This window comes from Dellaglioa sp. CoH-55-MRSF-9 (assembly GCF_056782155.1).
In genome coordinates this window covers 196,907-214,638 of sequence record NZ_JBXAYG010000003.1, presented here as the reverse complement: position 1 = coordinate 214,638, position 17,732 = coordinate 196,907, and the positions used below count along the sequence as shown (strand labels likewise).

Here is a 17,732-nt window from a genome sequence, read left to right as displayed (position 1 = left end):
GTTTCTAACTATGAATATGGTTCCTACAGTTATCGAACAATCTGCCGGTGGCGAACGTGCCTATGATATCTACTCTCGTCTTTTAAAAGACAGAATCATTATGTTATCTGGTGAAGTTAATGATGATATGGCAAATGCTATTATCGCTCAATTACTTTTCTTAGACGCTCAAGACTCAGAAAAAGATATTTCAATTTACATTAACTCACCCGGTGGTTCTGTTTCAGCCGGTTTAGCTATCTACGATACAATGAACTTCATCAATGCTGATGTTCAAACAATCGTTATGGGTATGGCTGCTTCAATGGCCAGTGTATTGGCAACTGCTGGTACAAAGGGTAAACGTTTTGCATTACCTAACTCAGAAATTATGATTCACCAACCACTTGGTGGCGCTCAAGGTCAAGCAACAGAAATTGAAATTGCTGCTGCACATATCTTGAAAACAAGAACATTGATTAACCAAATTTTAGCTGATGCAACTGGTCAAGATATTAAAGTTATCGATAAAGATACAGATCGTGATAACTTTATGACTGCTGATCAAGCAAAAGAATACGGTTTGATTGATAAAATTATGACTAACAAAAAAGGGCTTAAATAAGCTTTAACGTTTAAGGACACTAACAAGTTAACTTTTGTTAGTGTCCTTTTTTTGAGCGGATAATTATTCAGATGAACCCGTCTTATGCTATACTGACGCTAATAAATGAAGACTGGACTGATAAAAATGGATATTTCAATTATTGATGCTTCAAAAGTAAATCGGGACTTTGGACTTGTGATTGGTAACTCTGACGCGCCAAAAACAATTATTGAGTTTATTAACCTACGTTGCCCCTACTCAAAAGAATGGTTCGAAAAATCTAAAGAGACTTTAGATTCTTATGTTGCAAACGGACGTGTAAAACGTGTCATCAAACTTTTTGATAAAGAAAAAGAATCCTTACAACGTGGTAATGTTGCTCATCATTATCTTCCTTTAGATAATCCGCAAAAATCTTACGATTTAATAACTGAATTATTTAAAACGCAAGATACGTGGAAAGACTTAACACTGGATGAGGTTGCTGCCTATATGGAAAAGACCTTTAGTTTAACTGACGTTTCTGATAAAACTTACATTAACTCAATTATCGCTGAAGCTAACGACGCAAATATTCAATTTGTACCAACCGTTATCGTTGACGACCATATTTTTGATGAATCAATTGATCTAGCTACCTTAAAATCATATTTAGATAAATAAAAAATACGCATATAATTAATAGCTAAGATAAAAGCTATCAGTTATATGCGTATTTTATTTGGTTAACCTTTTAATCCTTTAGATTGTCTGACCATATCTTCAACAACAACATCAAAGATTTCTCCAAGTCCAGCACAATATTCTAATATTTCCCACGGCGCATTCGTATGGAAATGCAGTTTCATTAAATCAGAATCTCCCGCAACAAGTAAACTATCACCTTTGAATTGACGTAAAATCTTATCGTTCAATTGGTCCTCGTCTAATGTACTACCTTCTATTAGTAGTTGCGTATCATATTTAAATGTTATCATGCTATCTCACCTCTTTAAAATTTCGTTTATTTTTCACCAATTCGAACTTTTTCAGCAAATTCGTTAATTTTTCGTAGCCGATGATTAATCCCAGATTTTGAAATTGGACCACCTGGTACTAAATCACCTAATTCTTTCAAACTAACTTCTTGATGAACCAGACGTGTTTCAGCAACTTCTTTTAATTTAGAAGGTAATTGCCCTAAACCAACAGAATGTGCAATAAACTCAATATTAGCAATTTGTTTATTCGCAGCATCCGCCACTTTATTCATATTAGCTGTTTCGCAATTAACCATGCGATTAACTGAATTACGCATATCGCGGACAATCCTAATATCTTCAAACTTCAACATAGCCGTTGTTGCGCCAATTAATGACAAGAAATCAGCAATTTTTTCTGCTTCTTTTAAATAAACGATATAACCACTTCGACGTTCAGTCATTCTAGCGTTGAATCCAAATTTATTAATCATTTCGCAAATTGTTTGATTATGTTCTTCATAGACTGAGTAAATTTCCAAATGATAACGGCTTGTTTCAGGATTATTAACAGAACCACCTGCCAAAAATGCCCCACGTAAATATGAACGCATCATCATATCATCATGGGCCAACAGATCCATTGGTACACCCATTTTAAGTTGCATATCTTCAATGATATCCAGGTCTTTTAAAACAAAATCACTACCTGTTTTTAAACGTACAATATAAATATTATTTTTCTTTAATTTCATTTTACGACGAACTAATAGTTCACTTGTAATGTCATAAAATTCATTTAAAAGTTCATAAATCCGTCTCGCAATTGCGGGATTCTCAGTCTGAACATTTAAAACAAATTGATGATTAATAATACTCAAAGACCCATTCATTCTAATTAACGCCATTAACTCTGCTTTAGCATTATTTTTTCTGACTTTGAGGGTCGTTAATTCTTTTTTCACTTCACTTGCATATGACATTCTTTCACCTTATCTCTGTACTAAATAGTCTTTCTATGTCTTAATTCGCGATTTGGTCGACCAACTAAACGGATTAATTCTTCAACGACTTTATTGCCATCATGGAAGACACCTTGATCTTTTAATTTTAAGAAGTTAGATGAAATCACTCGACAATGTTGTTCCCTTAATCCATTAAAGTCATGTTCAACTTGAATTAAATTCTCATCATATTTTTCTTTATCCATATAACCTTCAGGAACCGGTGCCGTATTCACAAGCACTGTATTCACAAAACATTTACCTAGGTGCCCATTCAAAATACGCACATGATCAGCATCAGTAAAATGTTCTGTTTCACCCTTTTGCGTCATAATATTACAGATATAAACAACTTCTGCTTTTGTTTCAGACAGTGCCTTACCCACATTACCAATAACTAAATTAGGCAAAATACTTGTGAACAAACTCCCAGGTCCAAGGACAATTTGGTCTGCTTCAAGAATAGCTTGAACAACTTCTGGTACAGCTTCTGGCACACTAGTTTCACTTTTTTCACTTGAGGTTACCCAAACACGCTTAATTGATTTTCTAGCGGCAGTTATTTCTGCTTCCCCCGCTAAAAAAGTGCCATCAGAAAATTCTGCATTTAATACTAACGGTTCATCCGCAACGGGATAGACATGTCCATCAACTCTCATCATTTCTGATAATTCTTGGACAGAAGCAAAAACACCATTTTTCATTTCAGTTAGTGCTGCAATAATTAAATTACCAATCGCATGTCCTGCAAAAAATCGATCGGACGTATCAAACCGATACTGGAATATATCTAAATATATTTCTGGTAACTCAGATAATGCGGCAATAACATTACGAATATCACCAGGCGGCACAACATTCACGTAATCTCTGATAATACCTGACGAACCACCATCATCAGCAACCGTTACAATCGCCGTGATATCAGCATTTTTATCTCTTAAACTTTTTAAAATAACGGGTAGCCCTGTTCCGCCACCAATAACGACTATCTTAGGTCTATGTCCACTTCTCGTCATGATCGATTGACCGATTCTTTACTTTTATTAATATCACGGTGTGTAACGTTCACCGGATAGTTAATTTTCAATTCTTCACTCAATCTTTTAGCTAAAGCAACTGAGCGATGTTGTCCACCAGTACAGCCAATCGCAATCGTTAAATTGGTTTTACCTTCAGCTTCGTAGCCAGGTAAAATTGACTCAATTAACGATTCAAATTTGGTATAAAAACCTTCTGTAGCTGGTTGTTTCATCACATAATCATAAACTGCCTTATCTAAGCCAGTTTGTGGTTTTAATTCTGGAATATAGTGTGGGTTAGGTAAGAAACGGACATCCATCACGATATCTGCATCGATAGGTAGGCCATATTTAAATCCGAATGATAAGACTTCAACATGAAAATTAGCTGTTTCTCTGGTTTCAAAATTATGAAAAATCTCTTCACGTAACTGACGTGGTGACAAATTAGTCGTATTAATCACTAATTGTGCTTGTGTTTTAATATCATTTAATAAGTCACGTTCTTTTTCAATGCCATCCATCAGACGGCCTTCCATTGCTAACGGATGCGCACGTCTTGTTTCTTTGTAACGAGAAACTAATTCTGCATCTGATGCGTCAAGAAAGACAATTTTAGTGGTTACAAATTCAGTGTTATCAAATCCTGATAACATTTCGATAATTTCATCATAAAAAGCTCTTGATCTTAAATCCATAACAAGGGCAATTTTTGAAATTTTACCTGACTCTTTTACCAACTCCCAGAACTTAGGTAATAAAGTTGGTGGTAAGTTATCAATACAAAAATAACCTAAATCTTCAAAACTTTGCATTGCGACCGTCTTACCGGCCCCACTCATCCCTGTAATTACAACTAGCTCTAACGTATCTGTCATATTCATTCCTCCAAATCTACTATAATTATTATAACATACCTGGTGTTTCTTTTGTATCTGCGCACAAAAAAAGAGTTGTTTCCAACCCTATATCGTTTCACCAAATATTTTCATTTTAATTGCTTGGCCCGTTGGTGTACTAGCTAATCCACCAATCCCAGTTTCTCTAAGCGAGCTCGGCATACGTTCGCCAATGTCTTTCATAGCCATAATAACTTCATCAGCTGGTACTTTGTTAGATAATCCAGCAAGTGCCATATCTGCTGCCGTTAAAGCATTCACGGCTCCTATTGCATTTCGCTTGATACATGGAATTTCAACTAATCCAGCAACTGGATCACAAACCAGTCCCAATAAATTACTAAGTCCCATCGCAAAAGCCTCTGCACATTGTTCCGGCGTTCCACCAGTAACCTCAACGGCGGCAGCTGCTGCCATTGCTGATGCACTGCCGACTTCTGCCTGACAGCCACCAGTCGCTCCGGCAATCATGGCATTATTTGCCACGATCATTCCAAAGGCACTTGACGTAAATAAAGCTTGTAACATCTTTTCATGTGATAAATTTAATCGTTTTTGTATCATGAAAATAACCCCAGGCAACGTTCCAGATGAACCTGCAGTCGGTGTCGCACAAATAAGTCCCATCGAAGCATTGACTTCATTAGTCGCAATTGCATATTGCATCGCCTCTAAGTTAGCATCCCCAGATAAAGAGTGCCCTTTCTCACGATATTTCCGTAGTAAGACCGCATCTCCACCCGTTAATCCCGTTGCTGAAGAAACGCCTTCACCATTTGATCCCTTTTCAATCGCTTGCTTCATCACTTCAAGATTAGCAGACATTTTTTCAATGATAACGTCTCTAGTTTCACTTGATTGCGCCATTTCTTGTTCAATCATTAATTCTGAAACTAATTTGTGTTCTTTATTAGCAGTTGAAACTAACTCAGCAATACTTTTATACAAGATGGAACCTCCTATTTTAAATAAATGAGATTGTGCGTTAATAATCGCAGTTGCTTAATATCAGTCTCAGTAATATTCTTGGATAAATCATATTCATACATAATATCCTCTGGCATTAACTCAGATTCACTTTGCATAACAATAGTTGTCGATTTTTCGATTTGTTTTTGAATTTTATTTTTATTTACTGGATTAGCTTCCAACACTAGTATCGGTAAACTACCCTTTGGAAAAAATTGTTGTTTTTTTATAGTGAAAGCCCTAATTTCAATTGTGCCACCACCAATTGAGCAACCCATTAATTCGATTTTTTTTGTCTCATTTTCAATCGTTAATTTAACACTATTCGGATGGTTAATTGGACTTGGGTGTGCATCTTCAATAAACTGAATCTCAATCCCCATTTTTTCCGCAATCTGAATTGACTGTGGGCAACGGACATCATCAGGTTCAAAGCCTAATACCCCAGCAACGGTCGCAAAATCAGTCCCGTGCCCGCGATGTGTTTTTGCGAATGATTCATAATAGCGAACTTTTAATTTAGTGATTCTCCCATTAAATAATTGAAATCCAACCTTACCGATTTTAGCGGCACCAGCTGTATGTGAACTAGATGGTCCGATCATAACAGGTCCAATAATATCAAAAACACTCTTATAGTTATTGCCCATGGTCAGCCGTTCCTCCAATTTATTTTATGTCTTCTTTAAAGTTAACACTTTTTAAAAAAAAAGGAATAAAAAAAAGCCAGATTTTCATCTGACTTCTTAATTTATTTATTCATTCTCGCACGATCACGTTCTAAGATTGGTTTTAAATAGTGTCCCGTATAACTTTCAGGCACTTCAGCAATTTCTTCTGGTGTTCCAGTCGCAAGAATCGTTCCGCCACCTTCGCCGCCTTCTGGACCTAAATCAATTAAATAGTCAGATGTTTTAATCACATCTAAGTTATGTTCAATAACCAAGACTGTGTTACCCGCATCAACCAAACGATTTAAAACGCTAAGTAGGCGTTTAATGTCATCTGTATGCAAACCAGTTGTTGGTTCATCAAGAATATAAAAACTCTTACCATTTGATTGACGATGTAATTCAGAAGCTAACTTCATCCGTTGCGCTTCACCACCTGATAATGTTGTTGCCGATTGGCCTAACGAAACATAGCCCAAACCAACATCAACAATTGTCTGCAGTTTACGTCTGATTTTAGGAATTGGTTCGAAGAATTTCAAAGCTTCGCCAACTTTTAAATCTAAAATATCAGAGATTGTCTTACCTTTGTAAGTCACTTCAAGTGTTTCAGAGTTATAGCGTGCCCCGTGACAAATTTCACATGGCACATAGACATCTGGTAGGAAATTCATTTCTATTTTAATAATCCCGTCACCTTTGCAGGCTTCACAACGTCCACCTTTGACATTAAAACTAAAACGACCTTTTTTATAACCACGTAATTTTGCTTCGTTAGTTTCCGCAAATAAATCACGAATATTATCGAAGACGCCTGTATAAGTTGCGGGATTACTTCTCGGTGTTCGACCAATTGGACTTTGATCAATATTAATAACACTTTCAATATTTTGAACACCAGAAACTGATTTATATTTACCTGGTTTTTCAGAATTTCGATTTAACTTTTGTGATAATACCTTTTTCAAAATACCATTCACTAAAGTTGATTTACCGGAACCTGAGACACCTGTAACTGAAATGAATTTACCTAAAGGAAAATCGACCGTTACATTTTTTAAGTTATTCTCTTTTGCGCCGGTAATTCGAATCTTCTTACCATTGCCAGCACGTCGTTCATCAGGTAATGATATAAATTTCTTTCCTGATAAATATTGTCCAGTTAATGATTTGCGACTCTTTTTAACTTGTGTGGGCGTTCCAGCAGCAACAATTTCACCACCTAATTCACCAGCACCAGGACCAACATCAATTAAATAATCAGCAGCCATCATGGTATCCTCATCATGTTCAACCACAATTAAAGTATTACCCAAATCACGCATTTTCTTAAGTGATTCAATTAAGCGATCATTATCACGTTGATGCAACCCGATTGAAGGTTCATCTAAAATATATAAAACACCCGATAAATTAGAGCCAATTTGCGTGGCTAGTCGAATCCGTTGTGCTTCTCCACCTGAAAGTGTTCCTGCAGAACGTGATAATGTCAGATAATTTAAGCCAACATTTTGTAAGAATGTTAAGCGGTCACGAATTTCTTTCAAAATAGGTGCTGCAATAATTGATTCTTTTTCTGACAAGTTAACGTTATCAAAGAAAGGTAAGCCGTCACCAATTGAAAGTGCGGAAATTTTACCAATATGTTGGCCATTAATTTGGACGGCTAATGCTTTACGATTCAAGCGGTAACCGTGACATGTTTGACACGTTAAGCTGGTCATATATTTACGCATTTGTTCACGCGTAAAGTCACTATTAGTCTCCGTATGACGACGACTAATATTTGTAATAACCCCTTCAAATAATGCATCTACATCACGAACGCCACCAAAGTCATTAGCGTAATGGAAATGAAATTCACGTGTTCCAGCGCCATTCAAAACAATATCACGTTGTTCATCTGTTAACTTTTCAAATGGCACATCCATTGGAATTCCAAAAGCTTCTGCAGCTTGGGCTAACATCGATGGGTAATATTGCGAACTAATAGGATTCCATGGCTCAATTGCCCCTTCTGCTAGCGTTTTAGTTGGATCTGGAACGACTAAATCTTCATCGACTTCTAACTTCATTCCTAAACCATCACAAGTTTCACAAGCACCAAATGGTGCATTAAATGAGAACAAACGTGGTTCTAATTCTCCAACTGTAAATCCACAAATAGGACATGCATAATGTTCGGAAAATTGAATTGTTGCACCATCTGTATCACCATCAAGAATATCTGCAGTGGCGTAGCCAGAAGATAAACGTAATGCTGCTTCAAATGAATCAAATAAACGTGAGCGAATGCCCTCTTTGACAACAATCCGATCAATCACAATATCAATAGAGTGTTTGACCTTTTTTTCAAGATCAAATTCTTCATCAATATCATGAAGCTCGCCATCAACTCGAACACGGACGAATCCTTCTCGTTTGATCGTTTCAAATATCTTTTTATGTTGTCCTTTTTTATTGCGAATAATAGGTGATAAAATTTGAAGTTTTGTACGCTCTTTTAACTCTAAAACACGGTCAACCATTTGTTCAACGGATTGACTCGTGATTTCATGACCATCATTTGGACAAATTGGATGTCCAACTCTAGCCCATAATAATCTTAAATAATCATTAATTTCAGTGACTGTCCCAACTGTTGATCGTGGGTTTTTTGAAGTTGTTTTTTGGTCAATCGAAATAGCAGGTGATAACCCATCAATTGAGTCAACATCTGGCTTATCCATCTGCCCTAAAAATTGACGTGCATATGCTGATAAACTTTCAACATAGCGACGTTGTCCTTCAGCATAAAGTGTATCAAAAGCTAATGAGCTTTTCCCTGATCCTGAAAGTCCCGTAATCACAACTAATTTATCTCTTGGGATAGTGACATCCACATTTTTTAAATTATGCGCACGCGCACCATGGATCACAATTTTATCATTTTTCAAGAAATATCCCCCTATTTATAACATTTGTGTTTTTAATTCTAATACCGTATCACGCAATGATGCAGCTGTTTCGAAATCTAATTTTTTAGCTGCTTCTTTCATTTGTCCTTCTAAGCGATCAACCATATCTTGTTGTTCCTTTTTATCCATATCCAAAAATTCAGTTTCGGTAAAGGTTTTAACAGTTCCTGAATTATCTTCAATTTTTGTTGGCGTAATTAACTCACGAATGGCTTTTTTAATCGTAGTTGGCGTAATATGATGTTCCTCATTATATGCCATTTGGACATCACGGCGGCGTTGCGTTTCTTCCATTGCGCCCTTCATTGAATCCGTCACTTTATCAGCATACATAATCACTCGTCCGTTTTCGTTACGAGCTGCACGACCAATTGTTTGAACTAGAGAACGTTCACTACGTAAGAAACCTTCTTTATCGGCATCTAAAATTGTCACTAATGACACTTCAGGAACATCAATACCTTCACGTAATAAGTTAATTCCAATTAAAACATCATATGTGCCTAAGCGTAAATCGCGAATAATTTTCGTTCGTTCCATCGTTTTAATATCACTATGCAAGTACGCAACTTTCATCCCCAACTCTTTCAAATAATCAGTTAAATCTTCTGACATTTTCTTGGTTAATGTTGTGACAAAGACACGTTCATTGCGTTCAATACGTAAATTAATTTCGCCAACTAAATCATCAATTTGGCCCATAATTGGACGAACTTCAATGATTGGATCTAGTAATCCAGTTGGTCGAATAATTTGTTGAACAACATCTGACGTCCGTTCCATTTCGTAAGGTCCTGGTGTTGCAGACATATAAATGACTTGATTAACGTGCTCTTCAAATTCCGCAATCGTTAATGGTCGGTTATCCAGTGCACTAGGTAAACGGAATCCGTAATCTACTAACATTTGTTTACGAGCGCGATCACCATTGTACATCCCTCGAATTTGAGGCATGGTTACATGAGATTCATCAACTACGATCAAGAAATCTTTGGGAAAGAAATCAATTAATGTATATGGAGGTTCGCCAGGTTTACGTCCATCCATATGGCGGGAATAGTTTTCAATTCCGGATGTATAGCCCATTTCACGTAACATTTCTAAATCATAAGTAGTTCGTTGATCGATACGTTGGGCTTCTAATAATTTATCTTCATCTTTTAATTCTTTTAATCGATCAGCCAATTCAACTTCAATACCTTCAATGGCATGATCCATCACATCATCATTCGTCATGAAATGCGTTGCGGGGAAAATAGCCATGTGTTCAAGTTCACCCATAACTTCACCTGTTAATGAATCAACTTCACGAATACGATCGATTTCATCGCCAAAAAATTCAATACGAACAGCTTTTTGATCACGAGATGCTGGGAAAATTTCCACAATATCTCCATGAACTCTAAACCGACCACGTTGAAAATCAATATCATTTCGTTCGAATTGTATATCGACTAATTTTCTAAGTAAATCATCACGTTCCATTGTCATTCCAGTACGCAATGAAATAACATGATCACGATATTCTGTTGGATCACCTAATCCAAAGATACTTGAGACAGATGCAACAACAATCACATCATTACGTTCTAATAATGAACTTGTTGCAGAATGTCGTAATTTATCAATTTCATCGTTAATACTGGAATCTTTTTCAATATACGTATCACTTGAAGGAACGTAAGCTTCTGGTTGGTAGTAATCATAATAACTCACAAAATATTCCACCGCATTATTCGGGAAGAATTCTTTTAATTCACCATATAATTGTCCAGCCAATGTTTTATTATGCGCAAGGACTAATGTGGGACGATTAACTTCTTTAATCACATTTGAAATGGTAAACGTCTTACCCGTTCCCGTTGCACCCAGTAATACTTGTTCTTTTTTACCATCATTTAATCCATCAACTAAAGTTTTAATCGCATTCGGTTGGTCTCCAGTTGGTTCGTACTTTGAAACTAAGTCAAAAACGCCATCATCATGTCTATCAATCAAGTTAACCCCTCCAATACAATCATTTTTAGAAATTAAAAAAAGCCTGGAATAACCTACCCAGGCTCATTTAAAAATGATTATTCTCTACTAATTATATTAGCATACCGAACATACTTTCGCACGTTATCTCACTTATTTTTTCAGAATAACTTAATCAACTAAATAATCACGACCCCAAATAAGACCCATTGTTTTTTCTCCAGTATGGACGCCAATAACAGGCCCAATATGACTAACCTCAACTGGAATATTAGGATAGTTGGTTTTAATAAATGAGACCCATTTTGTACTCTCTTCAGGATTGTTCGCATCAACGATACTTACTCGAATTGGATAATCAACTGAGTTAATCGCATCAGAAAAATCTGCCATTACCCGTTGAAAAGCACGCTTCTTTGTCCGTTCCTTAGTTAAAGGGATAATTTGACCTTCATGATTAAAGGTCAGAATTGGTTTAATTTGTAATAAGTTACCCACAAACGCAGCACCATTCGTCATACGGCCCGTTCTAAGTAAATGGCTCAAGTTATCCACAACAAAGAAAATACCCACCGTTTCACGCATTGCTTCTATTTTAGGTACAATCGTGTCTGCATGCTCACCTTGCGCCACTAATTGAGCAGCTTTTAATACAAGAAAGGCTTCTGCTGAACTTGCTGCTTTAGAATCAATCGGATATACCGTAATTCCTTCCACAGTTTTTGAATAAGCACGTAAATTATCCACAAAACTTGTGATACCTGTTGATAGATGAATTGAAATTACTTCATCAAATCCCTCTTCAATTAATTTATCGAAGACACTTTGCATTTGTCCCATTGTGACTTGTGACGTTGTGGGTAACTTATCCGTATCTTTCATTCTTTGATAAAATTCTGAAGCAGAGATTTCCACATCTTCTAAATAAGTCTGTTGCCCAAAAATAACCGTGATTGGTACAACAATAATATTTTTATCTTTGGCTACTTTTGGATCAATATATGACGCACTATCTGTTACAATTGCCGTTTTCATTAATTTCTCCCTATTCTTTAAGCAAAAAAGGACTACCTTGTATGCATTATTCTAGCATACAACGCAATCCTTAACCTATGTGTACTCTATTTCTTAATAATATCCAAGGTTATTTTTTTAATTTTATCTTTATCTGTGAAATCTTCCGTTAATAATTCTGGAAGAATTTCTTGTAGAATATACTGAACACTCGCTAAATCTGAAAATTCAAGAATCGTTTTTAAGCTTTCTTGATAAATTTCAGTATAAACTGATTCAGGATTACCCTTTTGAATTTCGCCAAATGATTCATATAATAAATCTAATTTATCAGCTACAGACAAGATTTTACCTTCTAAAGTATCATCCTTACCTTCTGATAATCTACGACGATAGGCATCTTGGAATTCTTCTGGAATTTCGTTCACAATAAAATTCTCAGATAATGATTCCTCAACATTTGCTAACATTTCTCTTAGCGTTGTTGTTGCATATTTAACGGGTGTTTTAATATCACCAATGAATCGTTCTGTATAATCATGATTCAACGCTTTTTCATACAACATGCGCCAATCAATCGTATTTCCTGCATTTTCTTCAACATCACCTAAAAATTGAGCAGCTTCTGTTACTTTGAATGAATGTTCCGCTACCGAATGATCTTCATATTTAAAATATCCTGGTGCTCGTTTTAACGTTTCTAAATTACTTAAACTTTGTAGGTATTGATGCATTCCCATAATTAACAGCTCCCTCTCATTTTTTATATAAATTTTTACAATCTTACCACATATGGAAAAGTTAATTCAAGTATCATCAACTTTTAACAAAAAAATAAACTGATTCACATTGCAAACGCTTGATACATCAATTGGAACACGTCGCGCAACTTTACCTTACTTTTTTATGTTATGCTTATTTTCATGCTTTATATTTAAGGAGGACATTTTTTTGAAGTTTTTAGCCAATAAAACCGTTGAATACTTAACCGGTTTTATCTTGATTTTAATCATGGTACAAGCCGCGTCACTTTTACATGATTCAGAAATTATTTTACCTGAAATCGCCGCGTTAACAGTTGGACTGTGGATTTACCACGAAGCCAATTGGTTAGATCGTTCGTTTAATCTTTTTTTGCTGCCTTCTGTCACCGCAATTATCGGTTTTGGCATCAATTTACTTGAGATTTCTTACACAATTAAAATCTGCCTAATGATCGCCATCATGGTCTTTCTATTAGTGGTAACCCGATCGGCACTGGCGCCTTCATTGGCTACAGGTCTCTTGCCAATCATCGTTAATGCGTCCAAATATTCATTCATCATTGCCATCATCATTTTCACTTTCATCGAGATGATTGTCGTTAAAGGCCGTAAACTCGATCAAAACTACGCAAAAAAAACAAACCTTAACTATCAGGCTATGCTTTTATTTCTCGTTTCTTCACTCATTTGGGTTGGTCTCGTGACGATTGCTGGAAAGCCTTTGATGGCCGCTATTCCACCGATTCTTGTCGTTTTTTTCGAGGTGCTACAAAAGCCGATGTATCCGGCAAAAATGGTGTTCAAACAGGTTACTGCCTTGACGCTTTCAGCAACGATCGGTGTTCTCGCCTGCATGGTAATCGATTCCAATGTTGTTGTCGCCTTAATCACTATGCCTCTCGTTTTTTGTATACTCCATCTTTTCAAAGTTAAAATTCCAGCCGCTTATGCCTTTCCATTGCTTGCAATGATTGTTCCACCGACTATCTTTAGCGTTCTCCCCGTGTCGTCCCTACTCGCTTCCATCTACTTTCTTGGAATCGCCTACCTTTATCACCGCTTTAAAAAGAAAAAAATGAATAAATAGAAACTAAACAAGTTAATCAGCCCTGAAAGAAAATAATAAATCTTAAAAAGTTGTTTACAAAATACTGTTTTATTTGCTTATAAATTTTGTAACCCATTTAAGGTCAAAAAAAGTAGTGCTAAATGTAAATTTAGCACTACTTTTTTAGTTAGGCGTTGACAATTGCCATAATTGCTTCTTCAAATGCAAGACACTTAGCTTGTGCTTTTTCATCAGTTTCAGCTTGCGTTCCCACGTAGAATTTAATTTTTGGTTCAGTCCCTGAAGGACGAATTGCAATCCAAGAACCATCTTCTAAGATATATTTCAACGCATTTGCAGTTGGTAATCCGATTTCTTCAGATGATCCATCAGCTAATTGCGCCATACCCGTTGTGAAGTCTTCTAATTTAGCGACTTTATAGCCAGCAAAATCTTTAGGTGCGTCATCACGGAAGATTGTCATTAAATCTTTGATTTTTTGAACACCTTCAATACCTTCAAACGTTAACGCTTTAGTATTTTCAGCGTAATAACCATATTCTTTAAATAAATCATCTAATCCATCTGACAATGTTTTATCAAATTGTTTGTAGTAAGCAGCTACTTCAGATAACATTACTAATGCTTGGATAGCATCTTTATCACGAACGAAAGGACGAATTAAGTAACCATAACTTTCTTCAAAACCAAACATAAAGGTATGTTCATTTGTTTCTTCATAGTTTTGAATTTGTTCCGCAATAAATTTGAATCCTGTTAAGACATTAATCATTTTAGCATGATGTGCTTCAGCAATCTTAGTTGCAAGTTCACTTGATACAATTGATTTAACGCCAACGGCATTAGCGGGTAAAGTTCCTGCTTCTTCGCTAGCAGTTAAAATATAATTGAACATTAGAGCAGCAATTTGATTACCTGTTAATAATTTATATTCACCATCAGTTTGACGTACAGCGACACCCATACGATCAGCATCTGGATCAACAGCGATTAATAAATCAGCATGTTCACGTCGACCCCATTTGATAGCTAAATCAAATGCTGGTGCGTCTTCTGGGTTAGGTAACTTGATTGTTGGGAATTCAGGATCACCTTCAGCTTGTTCAGGCACAATCTTAAATTGTTCAAATCCAGCTTGTTTCAAAGCACGTTCACCCAACATTTTACCTGTTCCATGAAGTGGTGTGAAAACAAGTTTCATTGAAGCACCAACTTCATCAACTAATTTTTGATTAATTGTCACTTTTTTAACTTCAGCAAGATACGCAGCGTCAACTTCTTCACCAATAATTTGGAGTGTTTTATCAGCTTTTAATACTGTCTCATCACCTACTTTAATGGCAAATAAATCATCAGCTTCGCGAACAAAACCAGTAATCATATCTGATTCTTTAGGTGGCATTTGGCCACCGTCTTCACCATAAATTTTATAGCCATTATATTGTTTAGGATTATGGCTAGCCGTTATCATAATTCCGGCGTAAGTAGCTAAATGGCGGACTGCAAACGATAATTCTGGTGTGGGACGTAAGCTTTCAAAAACAAAGCTTGGAATACCATGTGCGCCTAAAACTTTAGCTGATTCCATCGCAAATTCTTGTGATTGGTAACGCGAATCATAACTAATTGCGACACCGCGCATTTTAGTTGCATCATCTAACGTATCCATAAAGCGAGCTAATCCTTCAGTTGCTTGACGAATCGTGTAGATGTTCATCCGGTTAATACCAGGACCCATCAAGCCACGCATACCAGCAGTTCCAAATTCCATTGGTTGGTAAAAAGATTCTTTTAAATCTTCTTGATTATTTTTAAGCGAAACAATCTGATTTTTTAATGTTGCGTCTAGTGTTTCTTCATTTAACCAAGTTAAATAATTATCTTCCCAAGTCAAAATATCACTCCCATTCATATAATATTACTATTATACAATAAATGCGCTTACTATTCAGGATAATAAAAAAGATATCAGAATAATTCTGATATCTTTCTTCCAGCAAGTCGCTCACGTTCAATTCCTGATTTAATTACCTTTTCCAAAATATGCTCAAATTGCTTAATTTCTTCTTCACTAAGCACCGATATACTTTCATCATTAACGACTGTAATTCTATCAAAAATATCTTGATAATTATTAATCGCTTTTGCTGTAGGATAAAGTTCAGTCCGTCGTTTATCTGCGGACGACATTTTTTTTTCAAGCCAACCATCTTTAATTAATTTTGAGATAGCACGTGTCACAACACTGTGATCCCGATAAATATTTTGGATTAGCTCATCCTGACTAACGCCAGGTGACTCACAAACTAACAACACGTAAAAAAAGTTACTCTCAGAAAGTTCAAACCCTTTTAACGTATCATTTATTCTTAATCGAATCATTCTGTTGTAAATTGTTGTTAATTTCTCAACTTCATGTGTATCGTAAAAAGAATTTCCATTCATATTTTGCATCTCAAAACTCCTTAAGCTTTACTTGTTTTTCTGAAATAGATTAGTCCAACTAGTCCAATTACAATTGAGACAACCATGATAAAGATCATTGAATATTTGTATCCAACAACAAATGATGCAGGAATACTAGCAATAACAATAATAACGGTATTAAATAATGAACCACTAACTTGTCTTAATGTATTCGTTAATGTTGTTGCATGATTTATTTCCATTGGATTTAAATCTTTTAAAGATTCTGTTGTTGCTGGAGCCATAATAGCACCAACCCCTGTTAATCGAATAGCGTAAGTAACAACTGATAACCAAACAGGAAATTCAATTGTTAAGAATAACATTGGTAGTACTGAAATCATCAACATCAAAAAGCCAAATATAAATATTTTTTTATAACCGTATTGATCATAAAGGTTACCAACAATAGGTGAAATAATAGCATTAATTGCAGCACCCGGTAACATAATTAATCCAGCAGTCATTCCTGATAAATGTTGATTATTTTCTAAGAACATTGGCATAACTAATTCTGTTGCCATTAAAATACCAAAAACTAACATAATTAATGCAATCATAGTTGAGAATGAACGTACTTTGAAAATTCGAATATTTAAAAATGGTTCTTTTAAAGCTAATTGACGACGGCCAAAATAGATTAATGCTAAAACACCAATCACAATAAGGACAAGTGCAACTAATAATTGGTCTCCAATAATTGAAATACCAATTAAAATTGTAGCAAGTCCAACTAGTGATAAGAAGAATGATTTAAAATCAATTTTAACATCTGTCTTTTCTGAATAGTTAGGTAAAATACAAACCCCAACAATTAATAAAATTAACATGATTGGAATAATGAAAATAAATAATGCTCTCCATGGTAAAAATGTAATCATAATACCTGATAAAGTTGGTCCAATTGCTGGAGCAGCTGAGATAACAAGCATAGCAAGTCCCATTACAACGCCACGGCGTTCAATTGGGTTAATTGCAATGACACTAATCATCGTAAATGTAGTCAATACGCCACCGGCAGCAGCTTGGATTAAGCGACCAATTAAGATTGCCCAAAAATTAGCGCCACTTGATGCAACGATACTTCCGATTAAAAAGACAACCATAATACCGACAAATATTTGTCTTGTTGAATATTTTTCATATAAAATTGCTGATAATGGTGTCGAAATTCCGACCATTAAAACATAACCCGTCGTTAACCATTGTGCGGTTGCAAGGTTAACATTTAAAACGGTGATTAATTTTGGTAATGCTGTAATCATCAATGTTTGATTTAATAAAGCGGCAAAAGTCGCAATTAATAAAACAGCACCAATTGTGTTTCTTTTTTTGTTTGTCATTCTAACTCTCTTCTCACTTAAATTTACGCATA

The 17,732-nt window shown here is 35.6% G+C and carries 16 protein-coding genes; 3 read left to right on the top strand and 13 right to left on the bottom strand.

The window, feature by feature from the left end; genetic code table 11:
- The first annotated feature begins 10 nt into the window (after positions 1-10).
- Positions 11-604 carry an ATP-dependent Clp endopeptidase proteolytic subunit ClpP gene (gene clpP / locus AC1RPV_RS04760; protein ID WP_409022195.1) on the top strand — a complete coding sequence of 198 codons (594 nt, stop codon included), beginning with the start codon at positions 11-13 and terminating at the stop codon, positions 602-604.
- A gap of 126 nt (positions 605-730) precedes the next feature.
- Complete coding sequence (locus tag AC1RPV_RS04755) at positions 731-1,249, top strand: DsbA family protein (RefSeq protein WP_481761625.1); 519 nt, start codon at positions 731-733, stop codon at positions 1,247-1,249.
- 62 nt (positions 1,250-1,311) lie between these two features.
- Here AC1RPV_RS04755 and AC1RPV_RS04750 read toward each other — a convergent pair whose 3' ends face one another.
- The 10 genes from AC1RPV_RS04750 to AC1RPV_RS04705 all read right to left on the bottom strand — a co-directional run bounded on the left by AC1RPV_RS04750 (position 1,312) and on the right by AC1RPV_RS04705 (position 12,798).
- Positions 1,312-1,563 carry a kinase to dihydroxyacetone kinase gene (locus AC1RPV_RS04750; protein WP_481761476.1) on the bottom strand — a complete coding sequence of 84 codons (252 nt, stop codon included), beginning with the start codon at positions 1,561-1,563 and terminating at the stop codon, positions 1,312-1,314.
- A 26-nt stretch (positions 1,564-1,589) separates the two neighbouring features.
- A complete protein-coding gene (whiA, locus tag AC1RPV_RS04745; RefSeq protein ID WP_409022193.1) occupies positions 1,590-2,528 on the bottom strand; it encodes a DNA-binding protein WhiA in 939 nt (312 codons plus the stop codon).
- A 20-nt stretch (positions 2,529-2,548) separates the two neighbouring features.
- Positions 2,549-3,568, bottom strand: coding sequence for a gluconeogenesis factor YvcK family protein (locus tag AC1RPV_RS04740; protein ID WP_409022192.1), 1,020 nt, complete (start codon positions 3,566-3,568; stop codon positions 2,549-2,551).
- Positions 3,565-4,449: an RNase adapter RapZ gene (gene rapZ / locus AC1RPV_RS04735; protein ID WP_481761477.1), complete on the bottom strand. Its 885-nt coding sequence runs from the start codon at positions 4,447-4,449 to the stop codon at positions 3,565-3,567. Before rapZ ends, AC1RPV_RS04740 begins: the two co-directional genes overlap by 4 nt.
- Positions 4,450-4,536: 87 nt before the next feature.
- On the bottom strand, positions 4,537-5,418 hold the full coding sequence (gene sdaAA, locus AC1RPV_RS04730; protein ID WP_481761478.1) for an L-serine ammonia-lyase, iron-sulfur-dependent, subunit alpha: 882 nt from the start codon (positions 5,416-5,418) through the stop codon (positions 4,537-4,539).
- A gap of 11 nt (positions 5,419-5,429) precedes the next feature.
- On the bottom strand, positions 5,430-6,089 hold the full coding sequence (locus tag AC1RPV_RS04725; protein WP_481761479.1) for a serine dehydratase beta chain: 660 nt from the start codon (positions 6,087-6,089) through the stop codon (positions 5,430-5,432).
- 101 nt (positions 6,090-6,190) lie between these two features.
- Positions 6,191-9,046 carry an excinuclease ABC subunit UvrA gene (uvrA, locus tag AC1RPV_RS04720; protein ID WP_481761480.1) on the bottom strand — a complete coding sequence of 952 codons (2,856 nt, stop codon included), beginning with the start codon at positions 9,044-9,046 and terminating at the stop codon, positions 6,191-6,193.
- Positions 9,047-9,061: 15 nt separating this feature from the next.
- Entirely contained in the window at positions 9,062-11,065 is a 2,004-nt protein-coding gene (gene uvrB / locus AC1RPV_RS04715; protein WP_481761481.1) for an excinuclease ABC subunit UvrB, read from the bottom strand.
- Positions 11,066-11,215: 150 nt separating this feature from the next.
- Positions 11,216-12,079 carry a DegV family protein gene (locus AC1RPV_RS04710; RefSeq protein WP_481761482.1) on the bottom strand — a complete coding sequence of 288 codons (864 nt, stop codon included), beginning with the start codon at positions 12,077-12,079 and terminating at the stop codon, positions 11,216-11,218.
- A gap of 86 nt (positions 12,080-12,165) precedes the next feature.
- A complete protein-coding gene (locus AC1RPV_RS04705) occupies positions 12,166-12,798 on the bottom strand; it encodes a YfbR-like 5'-deoxynucleotidase (protein ID WP_409022185.1) in 633 nt (210 codons plus the stop codon).
- Between the two features lie 211 nt (positions 12,799-13,009).
- Here AC1RPV_RS04705 and AC1RPV_RS04700 point away from each other — a divergent pair, with 211 nt between their 5' ends.
- The gene (locus AC1RPV_RS04700) at positions 13,010-13,909 is read left to right on the top strand and encodes a hypothetical protein (RefSeq protein ID WP_481761483.1); all 900 of its coding nucleotides are present in this window, start codon (positions 13,010-13,012) and stop codon (positions 13,907-13,909) included.
- Positions 13,910-14,057: 148 nt separating this feature from the next.
- Here the strand turns inward: AC1RPV_RS04700 and AC1RPV_RS04695 are convergent, their stop codons facing one another.
- The 3 genes from AC1RPV_RS04695 to AC1RPV_RS04685 all read right to left on the bottom strand — a co-directional run bounded on the left by AC1RPV_RS04695 (position 14,058) and on the right by AC1RPV_RS04685 (position 17,700).
- A complete protein-coding gene (locus AC1RPV_RS04695) occupies positions 14,058-15,785 on the bottom strand; it encodes a phospho-sugar mutase (protein WP_481761626.1) in 1,728 nt (575 codons plus the stop codon).
- A gap of 74 nt (positions 15,786-15,859) precedes the next feature.
- Positions 15,860-16,345 carry a MarR family winged helix-turn-helix transcriptional regulator gene (locus AC1RPV_RS04690; RefSeq protein ID WP_481761485.1) on the bottom strand — a complete coding sequence of 162 codons (486 nt, stop codon included), beginning with the start codon at positions 16,343-16,345 and terminating at the stop codon, positions 15,860-15,862.
- An 11-nt stretch (positions 16,346-16,356) separates the two neighbouring features.
- Positions 16,357-17,700 (bottom strand): DHA2 family efflux MFS transporter permease subunit, encoded by a 1,344-nt coding sequence (locus AC1RPV_RS04685; protein ID WP_481761486.1) that lies wholly within the window; start codon positions 17,698-17,700, stop codon positions 16,357-16,359.
- Positions 17,701-17,732 lie beyond the last annotated feature (32 nt).

Excerpts from the sequence above, each read along its gene's own strand:
- clpP (WP_409022195.1), top strand. The coding sequence starts at position 11 with ATGAATATGGTTCCTACAGTTATCGAACAATCTGCCGGTGGCGAACGT.
- AC1RPV_RS04755 (WP_481761625.1), top strand. The coding sequence starts at position 731 with ATGGATATTTCAATTATTGATGCTTCAAAAGTAAATCGGGACTTTGGA.
- AC1RPV_RS04750 (WP_481761476.1), bottom strand. The coding sequence starts at position 1,563 with ATGATAACATTTAAATATGATACGCAACTACTAATAGAAGGTAGTACA.
- whiA (WP_409022193.1), bottom strand. The coding sequence starts at position 2,528 with ATGTCATATGCAAGTGAAGTGAAAAAAGAATTAACGACCCTCAAAGTC.
- AC1RPV_RS04740 (WP_409022192.1), bottom strand. The coding sequence starts at position 3,568 with ATGACGAGAAGTGGACATAGACCTAAGATAGTCGTTATTGGTGGCGGA.
- rapZ (WP_481761477.1), bottom strand. The coding sequence starts at position 4,449 with ATGACAGATACGTTAGAGCTAGTTGTAATTACAGGGATGAGTGGGGCC.
- AC1RPV_RS04725 (WP_481761479.1), bottom strand. The coding sequence starts at position 6,089 with ATGGGCAATAACTATAAGAGTGTTTTTGATATTATTGGACCTGTTATG.
- AC1RPV_RS04710 (WP_481761482.1), bottom strand. The coding sequence starts at position 12,079 with ATGAAAACGGCAATTGTAACAGATAGTGCGTCATATATTGATCCAAAA.
- AC1RPV_RS04705 (WP_409022185.1), bottom strand. The coding sequence starts at position 12,798 with ATGGGAATGCATCAATACCTACAAAGTTTAAGTAATTTAGAAACGTTA.
- AC1RPV_RS04690 (WP_481761485.1), bottom strand. The coding sequence starts at position 16,345 with ATGCAAAATATGAATGGAAATTCTTTTTACGATACACATGAAGTTGAG.
- AC1RPV_RS04685 (WP_481761486.1), bottom strand. The coding sequence starts at position 17,700 with ATGACAAACAAAAAAAGAAACACAATTGGTGCTGTTTTATTAATTGCG.